The organism is Luteibacter mycovicinus (genome assembly GCF_000745235.1).
Taxonomy (GTDB): domain Bacteria; phylum Pseudomonadota; class Gammaproteobacteria; order Xanthomonadales; family Rhodanobacteraceae; genus Luteibacter; species Luteibacter mycovicinus.
Genome location: NZ_JQNL01000001.1, coordinates 1,639,723 through 1,662,503, shown reverse-complemented (window position 1 = coordinate 1,662,503; position 22,781 = coordinate 1,639,723). Strand labels below are relative to the sequence as shown.

General features: G+C 66.3%; 18 protein-coding genes. 15 read left to right on the top strand and 3 right to left on the bottom strand.

The window, feature by feature from the left end:
* The first annotated feature begins 37 nt into the window (after positions 1 to 37).
* Positions 38 to 1,333, top strand: coding sequence for a citrate synthase (locus FA85_RS07505; protein ID WP_036110144.1), 1,296 nt, complete (start codon positions 38 to 40; stop codon positions 1,331 to 1,333).
* A 129-nt stretch (positions 1,334 to 1,462) separates the two neighbouring features.
* Here FA85_RS07505 and FA85_RS07500 read toward each other — a convergent pair whose 3' ends face one another.
* The gene (locus FA85_RS07500; RefSeq protein WP_036110146.1) at positions 1,463 to 2,119 is read right to left on the bottom strand and encodes a hypothetical protein; all 657 of its coding nucleotides are present in this window, start codon (positions 2,117 to 2,119) and stop codon (positions 1,463 to 1,465) included.
* 34 nt (positions 2,120 to 2,153) lie between these two features.
* Positions 2,154 to 4,730, bottom strand: coding sequence for a penicillin-binding protein 1A (locus FA85_RS07495; protein WP_036110149.1), 2,577 nt, complete (start codon positions 4,728 to 4,730; stop codon positions 2,154 to 2,156).
* A gap of 236 nt (positions 4,731 to 4,966) precedes the next feature.
* On the opposite strand from FA85_RS07495, the gene FA85_RS07490 reads away from it, so the two are divergent.
* The 11 genes from FA85_RS07490 (at position 4,967) to FA85_RS07440 (ending at position 17,374) form a co-directional block, all read left to right on the top strand.
* Positions 4,967 to 6,025, top strand: coding sequence for a pilus assembly protein PilM (locus FA85_RS07490; RefSeq protein WP_036110152.1), 1,059 nt, complete (start codon positions 4,967 to 4,969; stop codon positions 6,023 to 6,025).
* Positions 6,025 to 6,771 carry a PilN domain-containing protein gene (locus FA85_RS07485; RefSeq protein ID WP_036110156.1) on the top strand — a complete coding sequence of 249 codons (747 nt, stop codon included), beginning with the start codon at positions 6,025 to 6,027 and terminating at the stop codon, positions 6,769 to 6,771. The genes FA85_RS07490 and FA85_RS07485 overlap by 1 nt, the downstream gene beginning before the upstream one ends.
* Positions 6,768 to 7,418 carry a type IV pilus inner membrane component PilO gene (locus tag FA85_RS07480; protein ID WP_036110159.1) on the top strand — a complete coding sequence of 217 codons (651 nt, stop codon included), beginning with the start codon at positions 6,768 to 6,770 and terminating at the stop codon, positions 7,416 to 7,418. Before FA85_RS07485 ends, FA85_RS07480 begins: the two co-directional genes overlap by 4 nt.
* On the top strand, positions 7,418 to 7,945 hold the full coding sequence (locus FA85_RS07475; protein WP_036110163.1) for a pilus assembly protein PilP: 528 nt from the start codon (positions 7,418 to 7,420) through the stop codon (positions 7,943 to 7,945). The genes FA85_RS07480 and FA85_RS07475 overlap by 1 nt, the downstream gene beginning before the upstream one ends.
* Positions 7,946 to 7,964: 19 nt before the next feature.
* Positions 7,965 to 10,244 (top strand): type IV pilus secretin PilQ, encoded by a 2,280-nt coding sequence (locus FA85_RS07470; protein WP_051944171.1) that lies wholly within the window; start codon positions 7,965 to 7,967, stop codon positions 10,242 to 10,244.
* Positions 10,245 to 10,381: 137 nt separating this feature from the next.
* On the top strand, positions 10,382 to 11,374 hold the full coding sequence (locus FA85_RS07465; protein ID WP_036110165.1) for an AAA family ATPase: 993 nt from the start codon (positions 10,382 to 10,384) through the stop codon (positions 11,372 to 11,374).
* A complete protein-coding gene (locus FA85_RS07460) occupies positions 11,371 to 12,291 on the top strand; it encodes a DUF58 domain-containing protein (RefSeq protein ID WP_036110168.1) in 921 nt (306 codons plus the stop codon). Before FA85_RS07465 ends, FA85_RS07460 begins: the two co-directional genes overlap by 4 nt.
* Before the next feature lie 20 nt (positions 12,292 to 12,311).
* Positions 12,312 to 12,800 (top strand): DUF4381 domain-containing protein, encoded by a 489-nt coding sequence (locus tag FA85_RS20815; protein ID WP_197056501.1) that lies wholly within the window; start codon positions 12,312 to 12,314, stop codon positions 12,798 to 12,800.
* Complete coding sequence (locus FA85_RS07450) at positions 12,793 to 13,773, top strand: VWA domain-containing protein (protein WP_036117063.1); 981 nt, start codon at positions 12,793 to 12,795, stop codon at positions 13,771 to 13,773. The genes FA85_RS20815 and FA85_RS07450 overlap by 8 nt, the downstream gene beginning before the upstream one ends.
* A complete protein-coding gene (locus FA85_RS07445; RefSeq protein ID WP_036110172.1) occupies positions 13,770 to 15,692 on the top strand; it encodes a tetratricopeptide repeat protein in 1,923 nt (640 codons plus the stop codon). Before FA85_RS07450 ends, FA85_RS07445 begins: the two co-directional genes overlap by 4 nt.
* Positions 15,689 to 17,374: a BatD family protein gene (locus FA85_RS07440; RefSeq protein ID WP_036110175.1), complete on the top strand. Its 1,686-nt coding sequence runs from the start codon at positions 15,689 to 15,691 to the stop codon at positions 17,372 to 17,374. Before FA85_RS07445 ends, FA85_RS07440 begins: the two co-directional genes overlap by 4 nt.
* Here the strand turns inward: FA85_RS07440 and FA85_RS07435 are convergent.
* Complete coding sequence (locus FA85_RS07435) at positions 17,371 to 17,883, bottom strand: O-acetyl-ADP-ribose deacetylase (protein WP_036110177.1); 513 nt, start codon at positions 17,881 to 17,883, stop codon at positions 17,371 to 17,373. The genes FA85_RS07440 and FA85_RS07435 overlap by 4 nt on opposite strands.
* A 77-nt stretch (positions 17,884 to 17,960) precedes the next feature.
* Between FA85_RS07435 and FA85_RS07430 the strand changes: the two genes are divergently transcribed.
* From FA85_RS07430 to FA85_RS07420, 3 genes are all read left to right on the top strand, one after another.
* Complete coding sequence (locus FA85_RS07430) at positions 17,961 to 18,422, top strand: MarR family winged helix-turn-helix transcriptional regulator (RefSeq protein ID WP_036110181.1); 462 nt, start codon at positions 17,961 to 17,963, stop codon at positions 18,420 to 18,422.
* A gap of 122 nt (positions 18,423 to 18,544) precedes the next feature.
* Complete coding sequence (locus FA85_RS07425; protein ID WP_036110183.1) at positions 18,545 to 19,672, top strand: efflux RND transporter periplasmic adaptor subunit; 1,128 nt, start codon at positions 18,545 to 18,547, stop codon at positions 19,670 to 19,672.
* On the top strand, positions 19,669 to 22,770 hold the full coding sequence (locus FA85_RS07420; protein ID WP_036110185.1) for an efflux RND transporter permease subunit: 3,102 nt from the start codon (positions 19,669 to 19,671) through the stop codon (positions 22,768 to 22,770). Before FA85_RS07425 ends, FA85_RS07420 begins: the two co-directional genes overlap by 4 nt.
* Positions 22,771 to 22,781: the final 11 nt, after the last annotated feature.

Sequence of the window (22,781 nt, the reverse complement as noted above, 5' to 3'; positions counted from 1 at the left end):
GCGTGGAGCGGCGGGAACAAGCACAGAGGAGCTCGCCGTGTCCGACGCCAAAACCGTCAAATTGGTCGATGAATCCAACAAGCCCGTGAGCGAACTGCCGGTCATCGGCGGCACGCTCGGCGCCGAGTGCGTCGACATCGGCACGCTGTACAAGGACACCGGTTACTTCACGTACGATCCGGGTTACGGCAGCACCGCCAGCACCAAGAGCGCCATTACGTACATCGACGGCGACAAGGGTGTCCTGTTGTACCGCGGCTACCCGATCGAACAGCTGGCCGAGAAGTCCACCTTCCTTGAGACCTCGTACCTGCTGCTCAACGGCGAACTGCCGACGAAGCCGGAGTTCGAGAAGTTCTCCGGTGAGGTCACGCATCATTCGATGATGCACGAGAACCTTAAGGACTTCCTCAAGGGTTTCCATCACAACGCGCATCCGATGGCCATGCTGGCCGCGTCGATCGCGTCGCTGTCGGCGTTCTATCACGACAAGCTCGATGTCGATAACCCGGAAGACCGCAAGCTCGCCGCCATCCGTCTGATCGCCAAGATGCCGACCATTTCGGCCGCTATCTACCGTCATTCGATCGGCTGGCCGACGCGCTACCCGCGCAACAACCTCGAGTATGTCACCCGCTTCCTGCACACCATGTTCGAAGTGCCGAGCGAGCCGCTCGAACTGAACCCGGTGGTCGCCAAGGCGCTCGACCTGCTCTTCATCCTGCACGCCGATCACGAGCAGAACGCGTCGACTTCGACGGTCCGTCTGGTCGGTTCGACCGGTGCCAACCCGTACGCGTCCGTTGCCGCCGGCATCACCGCGCTCTGGGGTCCGGCGCACGGTGGCGCCAACGAAGCCGTGCTCAAGCAGCTCGAGGAAATCGGTACCGCCGACAAGGTCGAGACCGCGGTCAAGCGCGCGAAGGACAAGAACGACTCCTTCCGTCTGATGGGCTTCGGTCACCGCGTCTACAAGAACTTCGATCCGCGCGCCAAGATCATCCGCGAGATGTGCCACAAGGTGCTCGAAGAGCTCGGTGTCAACGATCCGCTGCTCGACGTCGCCATGAAGCTGGAAGAAGCCGCGCTGAAGGACGACTACTTCGTGGAGCGCAAGCTCTATCCGAACGTCGACTTCTACTCGGGCATCATCTACAAGGCGCTGGGCATCCCGACCGAGATGTTCACCGTGATGTTCGCCATTGCGCGTACGTCGGGCTGGATCTCCCACTGGATCGAGCAGCACGAAACCCCGGGGGCCCGCATCGGCCGCCCGCGTCAGATCTACACCGGTGCCGACGTTCGCGATTACATCCCGAACGACAAGCGCTAAAAAGAAACCCCGCGAAAGCGGGGTTTTTTTTAGCGCGGTAGGAGCGCGCCCCGCGCGCGAAAAGCCAACGGAGCGATGAAGCGGTACCCCGTCACCGCCCTGTTGGCTTTTCGCGCGCGGGGCGCGCTCCTACATGGCCGCGTTGTAAGCGGCTACGTCCTCTTCCGTCAGCAGGTTCTGCACCATCGACGCGGTGGCGCGGCGCATCGGGCGTTCGTCGACACGGTCCAGCGGCGCCTGGCGCAGCGCGTCCAGTGGCAGCACGGTCAGGTCGAACGGGATACCGTCCGCACCGAACAGCAGTACCGGATGTTCGCTCTGTTCGTTGTTGGACCAGCGCAGCCGGCGGGTCTGGGTCTCCAGCGGAATGCCCTGTTCCTGCAGGAACAAGACGGGCGCTTCAGGGTCATCGCTGAACAGGTGCAGGCAGACGGCCGAGTGCTCGTCCGCCGTGCCTTCGAGCACCGCGCCGACCAGTCGTGCGTCGAACCCGCGCAGAAACCGCATCGCCTCGATGGCTGCCTCGCGACGTGCCCGCAAGGCCTGTGGCTGCGTATCGGCCTGGAAGATGCGCTGGTGTTCGCGCAACGCGTCTTCGATCTCGTTGTTGCGCGGAAGGGCCTGGGTGTCGACGATACCGAGCCGCTCCGCCGCCTTCAGCTTCGCGTGGTGGAAGTCACGAATGCCATGCTCGCTCATCAGGCGCGCCGCCTCCTGGGCGACGAGGACGCGATGCCGCTGCGTCCGGTCCTGCGCATGGATCTTGTGGTGCTCGCCTCGTGCCATGACTCACCCCCGTGTGGTGTGTAATGTGGACGTATCAGAAGATGTCGTAGGCGTGTTCCTGCTGATCCTCCTGCTGTTTCTGCGCCGCCTGTTCGCGAAGACGATCGACATCCTCGACCTTCATGATTTCGTTCATGCCGCCCGGTGAGGGCAGGCCGGAGCCCGGATCGATCTGCACCGTGGCGATGCCCGGAGGCATGGCCAGCGTATGCGACGGCTTGTCCTTGAGTACGGCGCCCATGTAGTCCATCCAGATCGGCAAGGCCGCCTTGGCGCCGAACTCGCCGCGACCCAGGGAGCCGAAGTCGTCGAAGCCGACCCAGACGGCGGTGGAGACATCGCCGTTGAAGCCGACGAACCACGCGTCGCGGTGATCGTTGGTCGAGCCCGTCTTGCCGGCGATATCGTCGCGACCGAGCGCGCGCGCCGCCGAGCCCGTGCCGCGCTTGACCACGTCCTGCATCAGCGAGGTCACCAGGTAATCGTTGCGCACGTCGATCACGTGCGGCGCCAGCTTGGGCGCCTGCGCGGTATTGTCGTGGGCGTCGGCAGGCAACACCGCATCGCCGGTACCGCTACCGGCGGCCGTGCTCGCGGCGGCCGGCTTGGCCGGGATCAGCGCCGTCGATGGCTGCGTCGGCGGGCCGGCGGGCGTCGGATTGAGCAGGCGCTCCTGGCAATCCGAGCACGCGCGCTCGGGGTTCGCCACGTAAACCGGCTTGCCGTCGCGATCGTCGATGCGCGAGATGAAATAGGGCGTGATGAGGTACCCGCCGTTGGCGAACACCGCATAGCCGCGCGCCATGCTCATCGGCGAGACCGAGGCGGTACCCAGCGCCAGCGAGAGGTTCTGGGGCAGGGCGTCCGGCGTGAAGCCGAAGCGCGTCATGTAATCGCGGGCGAAGCGCAGGCCGATCGCGTCCAGCAAGCGGACGGAGACCAGATTCTTCGACTGCACGAGCGCCTCGCGAAGGCGCATGGGGCCGGCGAACTTTCCGTCGTCGTTCGCGGGTGTCCACATGCCGTCGGGGCGCGACGGGTCGGGGAAGGCTACCGGGGCGTCGTTGACGATGGATGCAGGTGTGAACCCACGCTCGAACGCGGCCGAGTAGAGATAGGGCTTGAAGCTCGAACCCGGCTGCCGTGCGGCCATGACCGCGCGGTTGAACTTGGACCGTACGAAGCTGAAACCGCCGACCAGTGCGCGGACCGCGCCGTCTTCCGGGTCCAGCGACACGAGGGCGGCCTGCACGGCCGGAATCTGGGTCAGGCGCCACGGCCCCCTGGCCGGCTCGGGATGGGACTCGGTGCTGACCTTGGCGGTGTCGGCGGCGCTGGCGTTTTCGGACAGGTCGTCCTTCTCGCTGCGGATCAGGCGGACGATGTCGCCACGCTTGAGCACCGTGTCGACGCGTGTCGGAGCGGCTCCCGCGCGACCTTCGTTGACGTAGGGCCGGGCCCAGGCGATCGACTCGAGGCTGATGGTGGCGGTTTCCTTGGCGGACAGGTACACCGTGGCCTCCTTCGCGCCGGTCGCGGTCACGATGCCGGGCATCATGCCGGCCACGCTCGTGTAGCCCGCGAGAACGCGGTCGTAGTCCTCGGGGCCAGCCTGCGCGGGCAGTTCCTCGTGACCCTCGGGGCCACGATAGCCATGGCGGCGGTCATAGGCGGACAGGCGTCCGCGCAGCGCGTCGTTGGCGGCGGCCTGACTGTCGCTCGGCACGGTGGTGCGCACGACATAACCTTCGGTCAGGGCGTCGTTGCCCAGCTTCTCCAGCACCTGCTGGCGGACCATCTCGGCGAGGTACGGCGCATCGACTTCGATCTGCTGCTCGTGCGGGAAGGCGTCGTTGGGCTCCTTCACGGCCTCGTCGTATTCGGCCTTGGTGATGAACCGGTTCGACAGCATCTGGCCCAGCACCCAGTTGCGCCGGGTGACCAGTCGCGCCTGGTTGTTCAGCGGATTGACCACCGATGGCAACTGGAACGTGGACGCGAGCGACGCGCATTCGGCCACCGTCAGCTGGTCGAGGGTCTTGCCGTAGTAATACGAGGCCGCGGCGGCCAGTCCGTAGGACCGGTGGCCCAGGAACATCTTGTTGATATAGAGCTCGAGGATCTGGTCCTTGGTCAGCTCGTTCTCCATGCGCAGCGCGATGAAGACTTCCGTCAGCTTGCGCGAATAGAGCTTCTCGGGGCTGAGGAAGAAGTTGCGCGCCACCTGCTGGGTGATGGTCGAGCCGCCGGGTCCCTTGTCACCGCCGGAAACGATCACGTGGATGCCCGCGCGGGCGATGCCGTGCCAGTCGACACCCGGGTGGCTATAGAAATCCCCGTCCTCGGCCGATAAGACAGCATTCTTGAGGCGTGCCGGAACGTCGGCGATGTGGACGGGGACGCGGCGGGTTTCACCGAAGGAGGCGATCAGGCGTCCATCCGAGCTCAGGACTCGTAAGGGAACCTGCATGTGATAGTCGCGCAGGACCGCCACGGAAGGCAGGCGTGGCGCCAGGAGCCAGTAGGCGACGCCGATGGCGCCCGCCACGAAAAGGATGCCGGCCAGGGCGAGATACAGCGCGATGCGCAGCAGACGCTTGAGAATTCGCATGGAAGAGAGGGGGTCACCGGCGGATGGGTCGTCGCGGAGTATAGAACCTCGCCGGGGGGGTGGGGCGGGTGACCCGGGTTCGACGGGGTGTGAGAGGGTTTCGCTAACCCAGTGACAGGATTTGTGAATTAGTGCCGGTAAGGGCTGAAACGGCCCGTTGCCAATCCGTTAAGTTTTAGATCTAATGCCTTCGCGCCGAAGACCAATTCCGACAAGGCGCGGGGAAGGGGGACAACGTGGGGCTCTTTACACCCAAAGCGGCGCCGCTCATCGGCGTCGATATCAGTTCGACCGCAGTAAAGCTGCTGCAGCTCAGTCAGGCAGGTGGACGCTACCGCGTCGAGCACTACGCCGTTGAGCCGTTGCCGCCAAATGCCGTCGTTGAAAAGAACATCGTCGAGGTCGAGGCGGTAGGCGAAGCCATTCGCCGCGCCCTGGCCCGGTCCGGATCCAAGCTCAAGCACGCGGCGGCAGCCGTGGCGGGTTCGGCCGTGATCACCCGCATCATTCCCATGTCCGCCGATCTCTCCGAGGACGACCTCGAGGGGCAGATCCAGGTCGAAGCGAACCAGTACATCCCCTACCCGATCGAGGAAGTCAGCCTCGATTTCGAAGTCATGGGGCCGGTTCGCGACAACCCGGAAATGAATAACGTGCTTCTGGCGGCCTCGCGCACCGAAAACGTGGACATGCGCATCGCCGCGCTCGACCTGGGCGGTCTGACCGCCCGGGTGGTCGACGTCGAGGCCTTCGCCATGGAGAACGCCTTCGGGATGGTCGCCGACCAGCTCGCGGTGTCGCGCGACGCCCTGGTGGCGGTGGTCGACATCGGCGCGACCATGACCACGCTGGCGGTACTGAAGAACCAGCGGACCATCTACTCGCGCGAACAGGTCTTCGGCGGCAAGCAGCTGACCGACGAAATCATGCGTCGCTACGGCCTTTCCTATGAGGAAGCCGGTCGTGCCAAGCGCAAGGGCGGCCTGCCCGAGTCGTACGAGATGGAGGCACTGGAGCCGTTCAAGGAGTCGCTGGTCCAGCAGGTCAGCCGCCTGCTCCAGTTCTTCTTCGCCGGTAGCGAATACAGCCGCGTCGACCAGGTGGTTCTCGCCGGCGGTTGCGCCGCGATCGACGGCATCACCGAGTTGCTCGAGCAGCAGCTGGGTGTGCCGTGCGTCGTCGCCAACCCCCTGGCGCGCATGTCGCTGTCCAGCCGCGTGCAGGCACAGACCCTGGCCCAGGACGCCCCCGCGCTGATGATTGCCGTCGGCCTCGCCATGAGGAGCTTCGACTGATGGCACGGATCAACCTACTTCCCTGGCGTGCCGAGCGCCGTAAACAGCGCGAGCGGGAGTTCTACATCCAGCTCGGCCTGGCCTTTGGCGCCGCCCTCGTGGTGCTCATCGGCTGGTCGCTGTGGATGGACGCCCGGATCGACAACCAGAACGAGCGAAACGACTACCTGACCACCGAGATCAAGCAGCTCGACGATCGCATCGCGAAGATCAAGGATCTGGAGAAGGTCAGGGCCGATCTGCTCCAGCGTAAGCAGATCATCGAACAGCTGCAGGCCAACCGGTCGCAGATGGTCCACCTGTTCGACGAACTGGTGAAGACGATCCCGGCATCGGCTCGCCTGGCCGGCATGAAGCAGTCGGGTGATTCGATGTCGCTGGACGGCGTCGCCCAGTCGAACTCCAGCGTGGCCGAGTACATGCGCAACGTCGAGGCGTCGCCCTGGATGGGCCATGCCGACCTGCGCAAGACCGAGAACACGCATGACGCCTCGCGCATGCCTTATGCCTTCGGTCTCGACGTCCACCTGAAGAGCCCGGGCGACAATCCGCAGGACGGAGCCCCCGCCGGTGCCTCCACGGTGGCCCCGCCGGCCGCCGCGGTACCCGCGCCGCTGGTTAACGCCGCCAATGCCGTCACGGCCAGCCCGGGTGCTCCCGCACCCGCGGCGGCACCGGCTGCGCCTGCCACTCCGCCGGCGGCCACGCCTGCGGCTGCCGCCGCCCCGGCAGGAGTCAAACAATGAAATTCTTTGACGATCTGCGCAATCTCGATCGGCACAACGTCGGTGGCTGGCCGAAGCCCATCAAGATGTTTTTCACCGGCCTGGTCTTCGTGATCGTGGTGCTGGCTGGCTGGTACTTCCAGATCAGCAGCCAGCAGGACGACCTGGCCAGCGCCGAGTCCAAGGAAACCAGTCTCAAGTCCGAGTTCTCGCAGAAGCAGGCCAAGTCCGCCAATCTCGAGGCCCTGGAGCAGCAGCTGTCCGACATGCAGGACATGTTGCGGACCCTGCTGCGTCAGCTGCCGAGCAAGACGGAAATGCCCGAGCTGCTGATCGACATCTCGCAGACGGCACTGGCCGCGGGCATCGAGACCGAGCTGTTCCAGCCCGGTCCGGAAACGCCGAAGGACTTCTACGCCGAGAAGCCGATCACCCTGCGCATGGTCGGTACTTACCACCAGTTCGGCACCTTCATCAGTGGCGTGGCCTCGTTGCCCCGCGTCGTGATTCTGACGCTGCACGACGTCTCGCTGAGCCCGAAGAGCACCGACAAGAAGGCGGCCGGCAACGGCCAGCTGGTTCTCCAGGGCACCGTGAAGACCTATCGCTACCTCGAGGACGACGAGACGCCGCAGGCGAAGAGCAAGCTGCAGAAGGGGAATAAGTGATGAATCGCCATTACTCCCTCGCCCGCCCGCTGGCCGTCGCGCTGTTCGGTGTCATTTCGCTCGCCGGTTGCACCAAGGGCACTTCCGACCTGCGCGAGTGGGTCGATGCCGAAAAACACAAGAAAGGCGAGCCGATCCCGCCGTTGCCGGTGATCCGCACGTTCGAGACGTTCGCTTACCAGGACCAGGGCGCGCGCGATCCCTTCAGCCCGAGCACGGCTGAAATGGACAGCAACGTCGCCAGTGGTCCCCGTCCGGACGAAAACCGTCCGAAGGAACCCCTGGAAATGTTCGGCCTCGACGCTCTCAAGATGGTTGGCACGGTTGGTGCTGGTGCAAACCTGGAGGCGCTTGTGAAGGATCCCGGTGGGGTGATCCATCGTGTCCATCGCAATGAGTACATGGGGCAGGCCTACGGACGCATCACGGCCGTTGGCGAGGATCGGATCGATCTGGTCGAACTGGTGCCGAATGGCTCGGGCGGCTGGATGGAGCGTCCGGCAAGCATCGCGGTCGGCGAAAAATAAGAACTCGGGGATGACGCACATGACGACCAAACTGAATCATCTGCCGGGTAGCGCGCGTCTTCGCACGCGCCGCTGGATCCTCGGCACCGCGCTGGCCTTCGCCGGCGGTTTCGCCAGTGCCGCGTCGGCGGAGAACACGTTGCAGAACGTGAGCTACGACGCGCAGCCCGGCGGCCGCATCGAACTCCGGCTGGCTTTCTCGGAAAAGGCACCGGATCCGAAGGTCTTCACGACCAACAATCCGCCGCGTATCGCGATCGACCTTCCGGACACCACCAACAGCTACAGCACCCGCCATCTCGATATCGGCAAGGGTTCGACATCGGGCGTGTCGGTGGTCTCCGCCGGTGGCAAGACCCGCGTCACGGTCGAGCTTTTCCGTGAGTCGGCATACCGCACGCGCGTCGATGGCAAGAACCTCGTCGTCACCGTGAACAACGGTCCGACGGGTGCCACGACGACGACGGCGACCGTTTCCGATCCGACCAAGGCGTTGCCTTCGTCAGCCGGCACGCCGGTATCGAACATCGACTTCCGTCGCGGGCCGAACGGCGAAGGCCGCGTGCTGGTCACGCTGGGCAGCTCGGCGACGACGCCGGAAATGCACCGCGAAGGCGACCACGTGATCGTCAGCCTGTCGGGCTCGTCGCTGCCGCCCAAGCTCGCTCAGCGTCTCGACGTGCTCGACTTCGCCACGCCGGTGCAGTCGATCGAATCGAAGTCGGCTCCCGGCGGTGCCCGCCTGGATGTCCGCACCAAGGGCGATGTCGAAGTCTCGGCCTATCAGAGCGGCAGCGATTATGTCGTCGAGGTGGCGCCGAAGAAGGCCGCCGCACCGACGGGCAAGGCCGCGAAGGGTCAGGATCCGACGTATTCGGGTTCGCGTCTGACCTTCAATTTCCAGGATATCCCGGTGCGTTCGGCCCTCCAGCTGATCGCGGACGAAGCCAAGCTCAATCTGGTCGCCTCCGACAGCGTCGGCGGCAGCGTCACCCTGCGACTGGTCAACACGCCGTGGGATCAGGCGCTGGACGTGATCCTGCGGGCCAAGGGTCTGGACAAGCGTCGCAGCGGCAACGTCGTCTGGATCGCTCCGCAGGCCGAGCTTGCCAGCTACGAGCAGAGCCTCGCCGACGCTCGTCAGAAGGCCCAGGATTCCGCGGAGCTGGTGTCCGATTACATCCCGATCAGCTACGGCAAGGCGGAAGACATCGCCAAGCTGCTGACCCAGGGCAGCATGCAGGGCGGCGGTGGCAGCAGCGGCTCCAATACGACGCGTGGCTTCCTGTCCCCGCGTGGCAGCGTCTCGTTCGACGACCGCACCAACACGCTGCTGATCAACGACACGCCGGACAAGATCCGTGACCTGCGCGAGCTGATCGGTACCCTCGATCGTCCGGTGCAGCAGGTGCTGATCGAGTCGCGCATCGTGGTGGCGACCGATACCTTCACGCGCGAGCTGGGTGTGCGCTGGGGCGTCCAGGGATACAACCACAACAACGCCAACCAGGTCGTCGGTACGTCGCCGGATCTGAGCAGCGGCTCCACCGGTACCACGGCCGGCGGCACGGGCGGTCTGGTTACCAGCGTCCACAACAGCGATGTCGGCTATACCAACGCGGTGAACCAGTACAACGCCAACGGCGGCACGGGGACGATCCCGACGCCTGCCGCGGTCACCCTGCCGGGTGGCTACAACGTCAACCTGCCGGTCGCGAACCCCTCGGGCAGCATCGGCCTGGCGATCCTGGGTGCGAACTATCTGGTCGACCTCGAGCTTTCGGCGGCGCAGACCGAGGGTCGCAGCGAGCTGATCTCGAGCCCGCGTGTGATCACGGCCAACCAGCAGGAAGCGGTCATCAAGCAGGGTCAGCAGATCGGTTATGTGACCTACCAGGCCTCGAGCTCCGGCGGCGGCGCGCAGAACGCCACGGTCCAGTTCAAGGATGCCGTGCTCGAGCTGCGTGTGACGCCGACGATTACCGCCGACAGCCGCGTGTACCTGAAGATCAACGTGAAGAAGGACGCGCTGGCCCAGTTCGTCGCCAGCCCGGGCGGCGGTTCGGTCCCGCAGATCGACACCCGCGAAATCAATACCTCGGTGCTCGTCGACAACGGTCAGACCGTCGTCCTCGGTGGCATCTACGAGATCACCAAGACGAACACGACCAAAAAGGTCCCGGGTCTTGGCGATATCCCCGGTCTGGGCGTGTTGTTCCGCAATACTTCGCGGACCAACGACAAGGCCGAGCTGCTGATCTTCGTCACGCCGCGGATCCTGTCCGACGCGCTGCAGTAAGGGCGTCATCAGGACAACGAAAAAGGCGGCCCTCGTGGCCGCCTTTTTCGTTTCGTGACCCGGGAACGACATCCGGGCCTAAACTTCCCGGCCTCGCTGTGGTCTCATCGGGGACTTCCACCGACACGAGAACCGCGATGTCCGAGACGCCAGCCGCCACGACCCCGCTCCAGGAGGCCTTCGTCCGCCTGCGCGAGGAACTGACCCGGGGCATCATCGGGCAACCTCACCTGGTCGAATGCCTGCTCATCGCCCTGCTGGCCGACGGGCACCTGCTGGTCGAAGGCGCGCCCGGTCTGGCCAAGACGACGGCCATCAAGGCGCTGGCGACGCGCGTGGAAGCCGACTTCCACCGCATCCAGTTCACGCCCGACCTGTTGCCCGCCGACCTGACCGGCACCGATATCTTCCGGTCGCAGACCGGCACGTTCGAATTCGAGCGCGGGCCGCTGTTCCATAACATCGTGCTTGCCGACGAGATCAATCGCGCACCGGCGAAAGTCCAGTCCGCGCTGCTCGAGGCGATGGCCGAACGGCAGATCACCATCGGCCGCCGCACCTGGCCGCTGCCTGACCTCTTCATGGTGATGGCCACCCAGAACCCGATCGAGCAGGAAGGGACGTTCGCACTGCCCGAAGCCCAGCTCGACCGTTTCCTGATGCACGTGACCATAGGCTACCCGGACGCCGAGGCGGAACTCGCCATTCTCCGTCTCGCGCGTCAGCAGGCCCGCGAGGTCATGCACCCGGCGCCGCCACCGGCACACATGCTGCGCCCGGCGGACGTCTTCGCCGCGCGCGACGCGGTGCTCTCGGTACACATGGCGGCGCCGCTGGAGCTCTATATCACGCAGCTGGTCGTCGCCACGCGCGAGGCCGGCAAATACGGTGCGGAGCTGGCGCGCTGGATCGCCTGGGGTGCCAGCCCGCGTGCCACCATCGCGCTGGACCGCTGTGCGCGCGCGCACGCGTGGCTCGCCGGTCGCGATTATGTCCTCCCGGAGGATATTCACGCGATCGCCCACGAGGTGCTTCGCCATCGCGTGTTGCCGAGCTACGAGGCCGAAGCGGAAGGCGTGCGCGTGGATACGGTGATCGATCGCCTGCTGGATCTCGTGCCGCTGCCGTGAATGCCGCTGTCACCGACGTCGAAGGGCGCGTCCACGTCTCGCTCCCGGAACTGATCGCCCTGCGCTCCCGCGTCGCGCGTGCACCTGCTCCCCAGGTCGTATCGCGCGCTCCGCGACATGGCCAGCGCCCGGCGCGGCTGCATGGCCGCGGCATGGACTACGCCGAATCCCGCGTCTACCAGGCCGGTGACGATGTACGCCGCATGGACTGGCGCCTGACGGCGCGCAGCGGTGTCGCGCATACCAAACTCTTTCAGGAAGAGCGCGAGGGACGCCTGCTCATTCTGCTGGACATGAACGCAAGCATGCGTTTTGGAACGCGCACGCGCTTCAAGTCCGTGCAGGCCGCGCGCGCGGCGGCGACAGCCGCCTGGTACGCACTGCGCGGCACGGAGCGCGTGGGCGTGCTTGCCTTTGGCGGACAACGCCAGGTCGTCAGGCCTCAGGGCGGAGCGCGTGGCGCGCTGACGGTGCTCGGTGCGATCGCCGCATGGGATGCGCTCCCCGCGGATGGCGATGAGACGCTGTCTTCCGCGCTGCAGCGGGCGGGACGATTGATGCACGGTGCGTCGCGCGTGCTGTTGATCAGCGACGGATTCGCCGTGGACGAGGCCGCACGTGGCCGCATGCTCGGGCTGGTCGGCAAGGCTGAAGTCTCGGTGCTGGGCGTCGCCGATTCGCTAGAGCTCAGCGAACCGCCCGCCGGTCGCTACCCCTTTGCTTATCGCGGTACGCATTACGACATCGCGCTTCAGGGCGATCGACAGCGCGAAGCGTTCGCCCGCGGCCTCGGCGAAGGGCAGCGCAGACTGACCGCGCTGGCGGGCGGTCTTGGCCTGCGCGTGCGCACGATCGACACCACCGACGATCCGCTCGACGCGGTCACCGCGTTGCTGGGTACGAGGAGGACGCGCTGATGCCGGATCAGGGACCCCGCTTGCGCGATGTTCACGTGCCGCACGTCTCCGCATGGTGGCCATTGGCACCGGGCTGGTGGGTGCTGGCCGCGCTGCTGCTGATCGTTGCCGCGGTGCTGATCCTGGCCTGGCGCAGACGTGCCGCGTGGCATCGGTACGTCGACGGCACGTTGCAGGAACTGCGTGACGCATCGCGGCGCCATGCGCAGGACGGCGACGCCGCGGCGTTCGCGACGACGGTCAGTCAGCTGATCAGGCGCGTGGCGCGCACGCGCGATCCACGAAGCGTGACCCTGCGCGGCGCCGCGTGGCGTGATGCGCTGGCGTCGATGGCGCCCCGGCAGGATGTCACGCGCATCGCCGAGCTCGATGTCGCCTTGTACCGCCCCGCGGTATCGCTCGACGCATCCGCCGTGGCTCGCGACGCCGAGGCCTGGGTCCGTCAGGCGATGCGTCGCGACGCGCAACGCCCACGTGCGGGGAGGGCGAAGACGCATGTCGGTGCCTGATTTCGCGTGGCCCTGGGTGTTCTTCGCGCTGCCACTGCCGTGGCTTCTGCGTCGCGTCCTGCGACCGGTGAAGCCAGCGCAGGCAATGAATCTTCCACAGCCCGGCCTGACGTTGATGCAGGCCGCCCGGATGCGTGCGCCATTCGCATCGACGTTGTTGCTGGCGCTGGCGTGGCTCTGTATCGTCACCGCGGCGGCACGGCCGCAACGACTCGGCCCGCCGGAGCCGCAGCAGCGCAGCGGGCGTGCGACGATGCTCGCCGTCGATCTCTCGGGCAGCATGGCGCTCGACGACATGCGCCTGGCAGGACGCACGGTGACGCGTTTCGCCGCGGTCGAAGCGATCGCGGGCGATTTCATCGACCGGCGTGCCGGCGATGAGCTGGGGCTCATCCTGTTCGGATCGCAGGCGTACCTGGTGACGCCGCTGACGTACGATCTCGACGCGGTGCGCGCGCAGTTGCATGGCGCCGTCGTCGGCCTGCCGGGACGGGAAACCGCCATCGGCGATGCGCTGGCTGTCGCCGTAAAGCGTCTCGCCGACATGCCCGAGCAGGCGCGCGTCGTCGTCCTGCTGACCGATGGCGTGAACAACGCGGGGTCGATCGCGCCGCGCGAAGCGGCACGCGCGGCGAAGGCCGCAGGCGTTCGTGTCTATACGATCGGCATCGGTGCCACAGCGATGCGCGTGCCCGACTTTTTCGGTAGCCGCACGGTCAATCCGTCGGCCGATCTGGACGTAGGCATGCTGACCGACATCGCCAACCAGACCGGTGGGCGGTTCTTCCGCGCGACGGATACGGATGAACTGGCGAACGCCTATCGTGCCATCGACGCGCTCGAGCCGGTGCCGCAGCAGGGCGCCGCCCTGCGCCCGCATGTCGAACTGTTTCGCTGGCCTCTCGTCGTCGCGCTGGGTTTGCTCGCGTTGGCCGCGCTGCCTCGTTATCTGGGTGGGAGAGTGCGCGCATGAGCACCTGGATCGCCGACTTTCATTTCCTCGAGCCACGCTGGCTGTGGTTGCTGATCCTCGTGCCCGTCATCGGGTGGATCGTGGGGGGTCGATCGGGAGAGTCCCGCGCTTTGTCCCGGATCGCGGACCCCGCCTTGCTTCCGTATCTGCTCGACGGCAAGCCCGCGGCATCGCGCGCGCCGGTCGCGGCGGTGGTCGCGGCATCGTCGCTCGCCGTGCTCGCGCTGGCGGGGCCCACATGGGATCGCCAGTCGCAGCCGCTGTTCGCCGAGCGAGCCGGGCAGGTCGTCGTGGTATCGATGTCACCGGACATGCTCGCGAAGGATATCGTTCCGGATCGCCTCAGCCGCGTGCGTTACAAGATCCGCGAACTGTATGCCGCGAACAAGGACGGCATGAACGCGCTGATCGCGTACACGGGCGAGGCATTCATCGTGGCGCCGCTGACCACGGATGCGCACAGCGTGGACGATCTGCTCACGGCGTTGTCGCCCGACACCATGCCGGTGACCGGCGATGATCCGGGCAAGGCGATCGACATGGCGGCGGACCTCATCCGTCACGCGGATCTGCGTGGCGGGTCGATCGTTCTCGTCACGGATCGCGCCGATGCATCCGCCGCGTCGGCAGCGCGCCGCGCGCGCGCGGCCGGCGCAACCGTGTCGGTGCTCGGCGTCGGTACGACGCGTGGCGGTCCCATGCCGACCGGGGACGGGGGTTTCCTGAAGGACGATCGCGGCGATATCGCGCTGGCTGCCCGTGACGACGCGTCCCTGTCCGCCGTGGCATCCGCCGGCGGCGGCCGCTTTGTTCCCGTGGCGGATGGCGGCTCCGACGTCGCGGCGCTCCGGGCTTTCCTCAGCGGCGACGGTGACGGGAAGGCCGTTTCCGGCGCGAAGGCAGGTGAGTGGCAGGATCGCGGACCGTGGCTGCTCCTGCCCGTGCTTCTGCTGGTGGCGCTGGCGTTCCGTCGTGGCTGGTTGCTCGTTCTGGCGATGGCCTGTCTGCCATGGTCGCCGCCCGCTCATGCGGATGGCGTCGCCGATGCCTTCCGCACGCGCGATCAGCAGGCGGCGCAGGCCCTGCGCGAAGGCGATGCAAAGCGCGCCCAGGCGCTTGCACGCGATCCTGCCCTGCGTGGTGTGGCGGCGTATAAGGCCGGGGACTTCGCGGCGGCGGAGGCGGCGCTCAAGTCAGGCAAGGACGGCGATTCGCAGTACAACCTCGGCAACGCGCTGGCGAAACAGCAGCGCTACGAGGATGCGATTGCCGCCTACGACCGTGCGCTGCGCATCGATCCGCATGACGAGGACGCGATCGCCAATCGCAAGGCGGTCGCGGATTACCTGAAGCAGCAGAAAGACGGTTCGAAGCAGCAGCAGGACAAGGGCGGCAAGCAGGACGCGAAGGACGGGGACAAGGATCAGCACGGCCAGTCGGGGCAGCAGGACAAGGGCCAGTCGTCCGGGCAGCAGGACGGCAAAGATAAACAGGACGGCCAGAGCGGGCAGCCGTCGGGCGCCGATGGAAAAGGCGAGGATGCGTCCGACAAGGGCACGCAGAACAAGGCCGGCGAAGGCGAGGGCGGCGACAAGGCGAAGGACGACGGCAAGGGGCAGGCGCCGCAGGGCGACGCCACAGCCAAGTCCGCCGCCGAGCAGGCGCAGGCCGATCGCGCCCAGGCGGCGCTCAAGGAAAAGATGGATCAGGCGCTCGCCGGTAAGGCGGGGCAGCCGGATGCGAAGGACGACGGCAAGGGGCACGATCTGGGCGCATTGTCCGCCAGCGATGCCGCGTCGAAATTGCCGCCCGACGTGCAGCGCGCGCTGCTTCGCGTGCCGGACGATCCGGGCGGTTTGTTGCGGAGAAAGTTCATGCTCGAGTATCAGCGTCGTCATGGGACGGAGCCGGAGGAATGACGATGCGTCGCGTGATCCTTGCCTTCCTTCTGATGTGCGTGCCCGTCGTCGTCCTGGCACAAGCCAGCGGGCCAACGGCCTCGCTCGACCGCACGACGATCGGCGCGGGCGAAACCGTCACCCTGAACATCGAAGTCGCCGACGACGCCGACCCGTCGCCGGACCTCGCGCCACTGATGCAGGACTTCGTGGTTCTCGGCACATCCACCAGCCATAACCTCAGCATCATCAACGGGCGCCGTGAGGCGCATACCGTGCTCGGCGTCGCGTTGCGACCGCGTCGCGAAGGTCGTCTGACCGTCCCGTCGCTGGTCATCGGGGGGCAGCGGACACAGCCCCTTTCGGTGGAGGTCAGCGCCTCGGCCGATACCGGCGCGGCATCGGCGGAGAAGTCCGTCGTTCTCGAGGGCAAGGCGGATCCCGCACAGGTGTATGTCGGTCAGCAGATCGATTACACGCTGCGCCTGTACTTCGCCGTCAATCTGGCGGATGGACAGCTCGGCGATCCGTCGGCGGAAGGGGCTGAGGTCCGCCGTGTGGGGCAGGACGCGAACTTCCAGACCGTTCGCGGGGGCCGGCGGTTCAACGTGGTCGAGCGTCACTACGCCATTTTTCCCCAGCGCGCCGGGGCGCTGTCCATCCAGCCGCCAGCCTTTCAGGGCACGGCAGTGGATCCCACGGACGCCAATGCGTTCTTCGGCGCGGGTTCGCCCGTCAATGCCGTGGCCGAGCCCAGCGGCATCCAGGTGCGCGCGCGTCCGACCGCTGCGGCCAGCGGTGCGTGGATACCCGCCCGCGAACTCAAACTCGCCCTCGACGGTGTGCCACCCGATGGCAAGGCCCGCGTCGGGCAACCGCTGACGCTGACCATGCGGCTCGATGCGACGGGCATGCCGTTCGAGGCGCTGCCGGCGCTGTCCCTGCCGACGCTCGACGGCGCGGACGTCTATCCCGACAAGGCGGTTACCGGTGGCGGCGTCAGCGGGCCGTGGATCACGGGCCACCGGCAGCAGGGCTTCGCCGTGGTGCCAACGCGACCGGGAACCCTGCATATCCCGGAGACGACGCTGCACTGGTGGAACGTGGTGACCGACAAGGCCGAAGTGGCGACCTTGCCGGCACGCGACATCGAGGTCGCACCCGCCAGCGGCGCGGCGGTGGCCGCCGCCGGAACCACGCCGGTCGCGCAAACGGTCCGGCCGGACGCTTCGTCAGCGGCGGGCTCTACGGTTGTCGAAGCCGGCTTGCCGTGGCGATGGCTGTTCTTCGGTGCGCTCGCCTTGTGGTTGGTCACCGTCGGTATCTGGGTGATCCTGCGCCGACGCGGAGGGGTCGCCGCGGCCGTGAGGCCGAACGAGGCGACGCTATCGACGACCCGCGAACGTCCGGCGCGTGAGGTTTTTCTCAAGAGTGTCGACGCCGACGAGCCTGCCGCCATCGAGCGCAACCTGCTTATCTGGGCGCGCGCGGTGCAGCCATCGATACGCTCACTGGGTGCGCTGTCGACCGCTCTGGCCCCGGGCTCACAACCGGTCGCGATCGCCGGTCTGCAGCGCGCACGCTTCGCTGGCGGCACGCTCGACCGGAGCGCCTTGCGGACGGCGTTCGCCAAGGGTTTCGTCTGGAAATCCGTCGGTGTCACCGGTGACACGCCGGGCCTGCCGCCGCTCTACCCTCGCTAGGGGTTGAGCGCCGTCTCGTACGCGCGCGTCATCGCGGCACCGAACGTGCAGAAGATCACGTGCGCCGGCCTCCACGGCGCGCCGCGCAGGGTGTCGACGGCGACCCGGGCGGCCGCCTCGGGCGGGTAACCGTAGACCCCCGCGCTGATGGCGGGGAAGGCGATGGAGTCGATGCCGTGCTCCTTCGCCAGGGCCAGGCTGGCGCGGTAGCAGGCCGCCAGCAGCCCGGCTTCGCCGCGTGTGCCGCCGTACCAGACCGGTCCCACGGTATGAATCACGAAGCGCGTGGGCAGGTCGAACCCCGGCGTGATCCGCGCCTCGCCGGTGGGGCAGCGAACGCCTCGCGGGCTTTCGGGGAGCGCACGGCAGGCCGCCAGCAACCGCGGCCCCGCGCCACGGTGGATCGCGCCGTCCACGCCCCCTCCGCCCAGGAGGGATTCGTTCGCCGCGTTGACGATGGCGTCGACGGCCAGCGTCGTGATGTCGCCTTCGCGAATCGTGAAGCTCATGGCTCAACTCCTTGTGACGGCACGCCCGCAATTGGCTACGATGGCGCCTTGTCAGTTCTGTATTGTTTCAGAAGGTTATGGCCGACTCGCTCAAAGTTGAAGACATCTCGTTCGCCTATCTCATCAACGACGTGACCTTGCTCTTCCGCAAGCACTTCGACCGGCGGGCCGTGCGCTTTGGGCTGACGCGCGCGCAGTGGCGTGCCCTGAAGGCGCTTCATCGCCGGCCAGGCATGCGCCAGAACGAACTGGCTGAGCAGCTCGATATGGAGCCGATCGCCGTGGGCAGGGTCATCGACCGCCTTCAGGCCGCCGGTTTCGTGGAGCGTCGCGCCGACCCCAAGGATCGCCGCGCCTGGCGCCTGCACGATACGGAGCAGGCCCGCGGGGTGATCGACGACATGGAAGACATCGCACGCGGCCTGCGCCGGGATGCGACGCAGGGCATCTCGCCCGACGACCTCCAGGTCATGCTGGCCGTCATGGACCGCATGAAGGAAAACCTCCAGGGCCTCGATGGTCCCGGCGAGGAACTCTGAGCGCCGGGTCAACCTCGGTGCCGGATATGCGTTAGCTTTTACGGATAGCCCACCCGAAAAAAAACCATGTCCGCGTCATCGAGCGCGGCGACCGGAGCCTGAGGGTTCCGGCCGGAGTCCTCATGCAGCGATCCCCAGGGAAGAAACTCGTTCTCATCATCGGCCTGGTGGCCCTCGCCGCGGCCGGTGTGGGCGTATGGCGTCACGAGACGGGCGGCAAGGAGGCCCCGAAATCGCTCAACGGCAAGCAGGCATCGGCGGGCACGCCGGTCACGACAGCCGTCGCGCAGCGCGGTGAGATCGATCTGTCGCTCAAGATCATCGGAAGGGCTGAGGCGTATTCGACGGTCAACGTGCGTTCCCGCGTCAGCGGTCAGCTCGATACGCTGGCTTTCACGCCAGGCACCCACGTGAAAAAGGGCGATCTCCTTGCCCGGGTCGATCCGCGTCCGCTCAAGGCCGCGCTCGACGAGGCCCAGGGCAAGGTGGCCAGCGACGAGGCTCAGCTGGCCAAGGCCGAGGCGGACCTCGGGCGTTACCAGAACATGCTCGGCAAAGGCTTCGTCAGTCGCGCCGATTTCGATCTGTACAAGGCCAACCTCGGCGTGGCCCGCGCCGCCCTCGTCAGCGATCGTGCCGCGGCGCGTGCCGCGCAGACGCAGCTCGACTTCACCACGATCTCCGCGCCCTTCGATGGTGTCACCGGTGCGCCTCTGGCCTATCCGGGGGCGACGCTTACCGCCGACACGACCGATATCGTGGTGCTCAATCAGGTCGATCCCATCCGTATCGCCTTCGCGATTCCCGAGGACAGTCTGGCCGCGGTGCGCAACAGCGCGCGTCGCGGCGCGCTTCCCGTCCAGGCGAAAATCCCCGGCGACACCGGTGGACCGCTGAAGGGCGAACTGGAGTTCATCGACAACGCCGTCGATGTCACGACCGGCACGATCGTCCTGAAAGCGCGTTTCGCGAATGCGGACGGCCGCCTCACCGCGGGCCAGTTCGCTGAAGTGACCCTGCCGACGACGCGGCTGACCGATGCCGTCAGCATCCCGGTGATCGCGTTGCAGAGTTCATCCGCAGGCACCTTCGTTTTCGTGGTCAAGGCCGACAAGACCGTGGAACAGAGGCCCATCACGACGGGTGCGGCGACCGCCGACCGGGTCGTCGTGGACAAGGGCCTGCAGGCGGGCGAACGCGTCGTCACCGAAGGTCAGCTGTTGCTCGTCGACGGTGCGCGCGTGCGATGAACCTGCCGGAGCTCTGTATCCGTCGTCCCGTCATGACCACGCTGCTGATGGCGGCGCTGGTGATCTTCGGCATCGTCGCGTACCCGAAGCTGCCGGTGAACGAACTGCCGAACGTCGACTTCCCGACGATCAACATCAGTGCGAGCCTGCCGGGTGCGTCGCCCGAGACGATGGCCTCGTCCGTCGCGACACCGCTGGAGGCGCAGCTGTCCACGGTCGCCGGCATCGACTCGATGAGCTCGTCCAGTTCGCTGGGCTCGACCACGATCACCGTGACCTTCGCCCTCGATCGCAGCATCGACGGCGCGGCTCAGGACGTGCAGGCGGCGATCTCCGCGGCGCAGCGCCAGTTGCCGCAGGACATGCCGACGCCACCCACCTACCGCAAGGTGAATCCGGCCGACGCGCCCATTCTGTTCCTCACCATGCAGTCGTCGACCTTGCCGCTGTCGACGGTGGACGACTATGCGGAGACCGAACTCGCGCAGCGCCTGTCGATGGTCGACGGCGTGGCCCAGGTCAACGTTTACGGTTCGCAGAAGTACGCGGTGCGCATCGCCGTCGATCCCGATCGTCTGGCGGCCACCGGTATCGGCGTCGATCAGATGTCCACCGCCATCGCCGCGGCCAACGTCAACAAGGCCACCGGCTCGCTCAACGGAAGTCGCCAGTTGCTGTCCATTCGTTCGGACGGCCAGTTGATGCGTGCCGCCGACTACGGGCAGATCGTGGTCGCTTACCGCAATGGCGCGCCCGTACGGCTTTCCGATATCGCCGTGCCACGCGACAGCGTGCAGGACGACCAGAAGGCCAGCTGGTTCAACGGCGTCCGTGCGATCACGCTGGCGATCCAGCGGCAACCGGGCGCGAATACCGTCGAAACGGTCGACCGGATTCTCGCGCTGCTGCCCGGTTTCTCCGAGACGCTGCCGCCGTCGGTCAAGCTCGACGTGATGTACGACCGCTCGGTGTCGATCCGCGACTCCGTGCACGACGTTCAGTTCACGCTGGTGCTGGCGGGTATTCTCGTGGTGCTGGTGATCTACCTGTTCCTCGGCAATGCGTCGGCGACCCTGATTCCGGCGGTCGCGCTGCCCATTTCCGTGCTGGGCACGTTCGGCGCGATGTTCGCGCTGGGCTACAGTCTCGACAATCTCTCGTTGCTGGCGCTGACGCTGGCCGTCGGCTTCGTCGTCGATGACGCCATCGTGATGCTCGAAAACATCATGCGTCACATCGAACTCGGCGAGACGCCCTACGAAGCGGCGATCAAAGGCGCGACCGAAATCGGCTTCACCATTTTCTCGATGACGCTGTCGCTGGTGGCGGTCTTCATCCCGGTGATGTTCATGGGCGGCATCGTGGGGCGTCTTTTCCACGAGTTCGCCGTGGTCATCAGCGTATCGATCCTGATTTCCGGATTCGTCTCGATCACGCTGACGCCCATGCTGTGCAGCCGTTTCGTCAAGGCGCACGACCACGACAAGCGCAGTGTCATCGTGGTCTGGTTCGACAAGGGCTTCAGCGCCGTGACCGATGGCTACACGCGCACGCTCGCCTGGTGCATGCGCCATCCGCGCACGGTGCTGGCGGTCTTCGCGCTCAGCCTCGTCGCCACCGGCGTCCTGTTCGTCGTCACGCCGAAGGACTTCATTCCGGCAGGCGACAGCGGTCAGTTACGTGTCACCACGGAGGGGCCAACGGATATTTCGTTCGCGGCGATGTCCGCGCGACAGAAAGTGCTGGCGCAGCTTGCGCAGGACGATCCGAATATCCAGGGTGTGATGTCGAGCGTCGGCGCCGGCGGTGCGCGCGCCACGGTGAACTCCGGCTCGCTGCTTCTGCGACTGAAGGATCCCGGCGACCGCGGGCATACGACGCCGGACGAAATCATTCAGGCGCTTCGGCACAAGTTCGCCGACGTGCCGGGTATCCGTACCTACATCCAGAATCCCCCGGCGATCCAGGTCGGTGGGCGCCAGTCCAAGGCACAGTACCAGTACACCGTGCAGTCGACCGATCTGAACGCCCTTTACGCGTGGTCCGGAAAGCTGGTCTCGGCGTTTCAGAAGCTGCCTGGTTTCCAGGATGTCACCACCGATCTGGACCTCAATAGTCCGTCGATGGTGGTGACCGTCAATCGCGACAAGCTGGGTCCGCTCGGCCTGACGATGGATCAGGTGCAGTCCGCCCTGGGCGATGCATTCGGTGAGAACCAGATCTCCACCATTTACGGCACGGCCACGCAGTACTGGGTGATCCTGCAGGTGGAGCGACGCATGCAGGACGACCCGGCGGTACTGTCGAAGCTTTACGTCACCTCGGACACCGGCAAGCTCGTGCCGCTGAATACCGTCGCGCAATTCGTGCGCAAGCCGCAGGTGCTGACCGTGAACCACCAGGGCCAGCTGCCCGCGGTCACGGTGTCGTTCAATCTCGCACCGGGTGTGTCGCTGAGCGACGCGGTGCAGAGCATTCAGCGCGCGACGACTCAGATGAATCTTCCCGGCACGCTCAGTGGCAGTATCCAGGGCACGGCGCAGGCCTTCCAGGATTCGGTCAAGGGCATGGGATTGCTCCTGCTGCTGGCGGTGTTCGTGATCTATCTCGTGCTGGGCATCCTGTATGAGAGTTTCATCCATCCGCTGACGATTCTCTCGGGTCTTCCCGCCGCCGCGGTCGGCGCGTTGCTCACGCTGGTGCTTTTCGGCGCGTCACTGGATTTGTTCGCCTTCGTGGGCATCGTGATGCTGGTGGGCATCGTGAAGAAAAACGCGATCATGATGATCGACTTCGCGCTCGAACGTCAGCGCGAGGGAGGCGTGGCTCCGCATGAAGCGATCTTCGAGGCCTGCCGCGTGCGTTTTCGTCCCATCATGATGACCACGATGGCGGCATTCGCGGGAACGCTGCCGATCGCGCTGGGGATCGGTGCGGGCGCGGAGACGCGCCGCCCACTCGGACTGGCCGTCGTCGGTGGCCTCGTGGTATCGCAGATCCTGACGTTGTATCTCACGCCGGTGATCTATCTGTACATGAACCGGTTGCAGGATCGGCTGGCGTCGCGGAAGCCGGCGCGACAAGCGCCGGCTGTGTAGGAGCGCGCCTG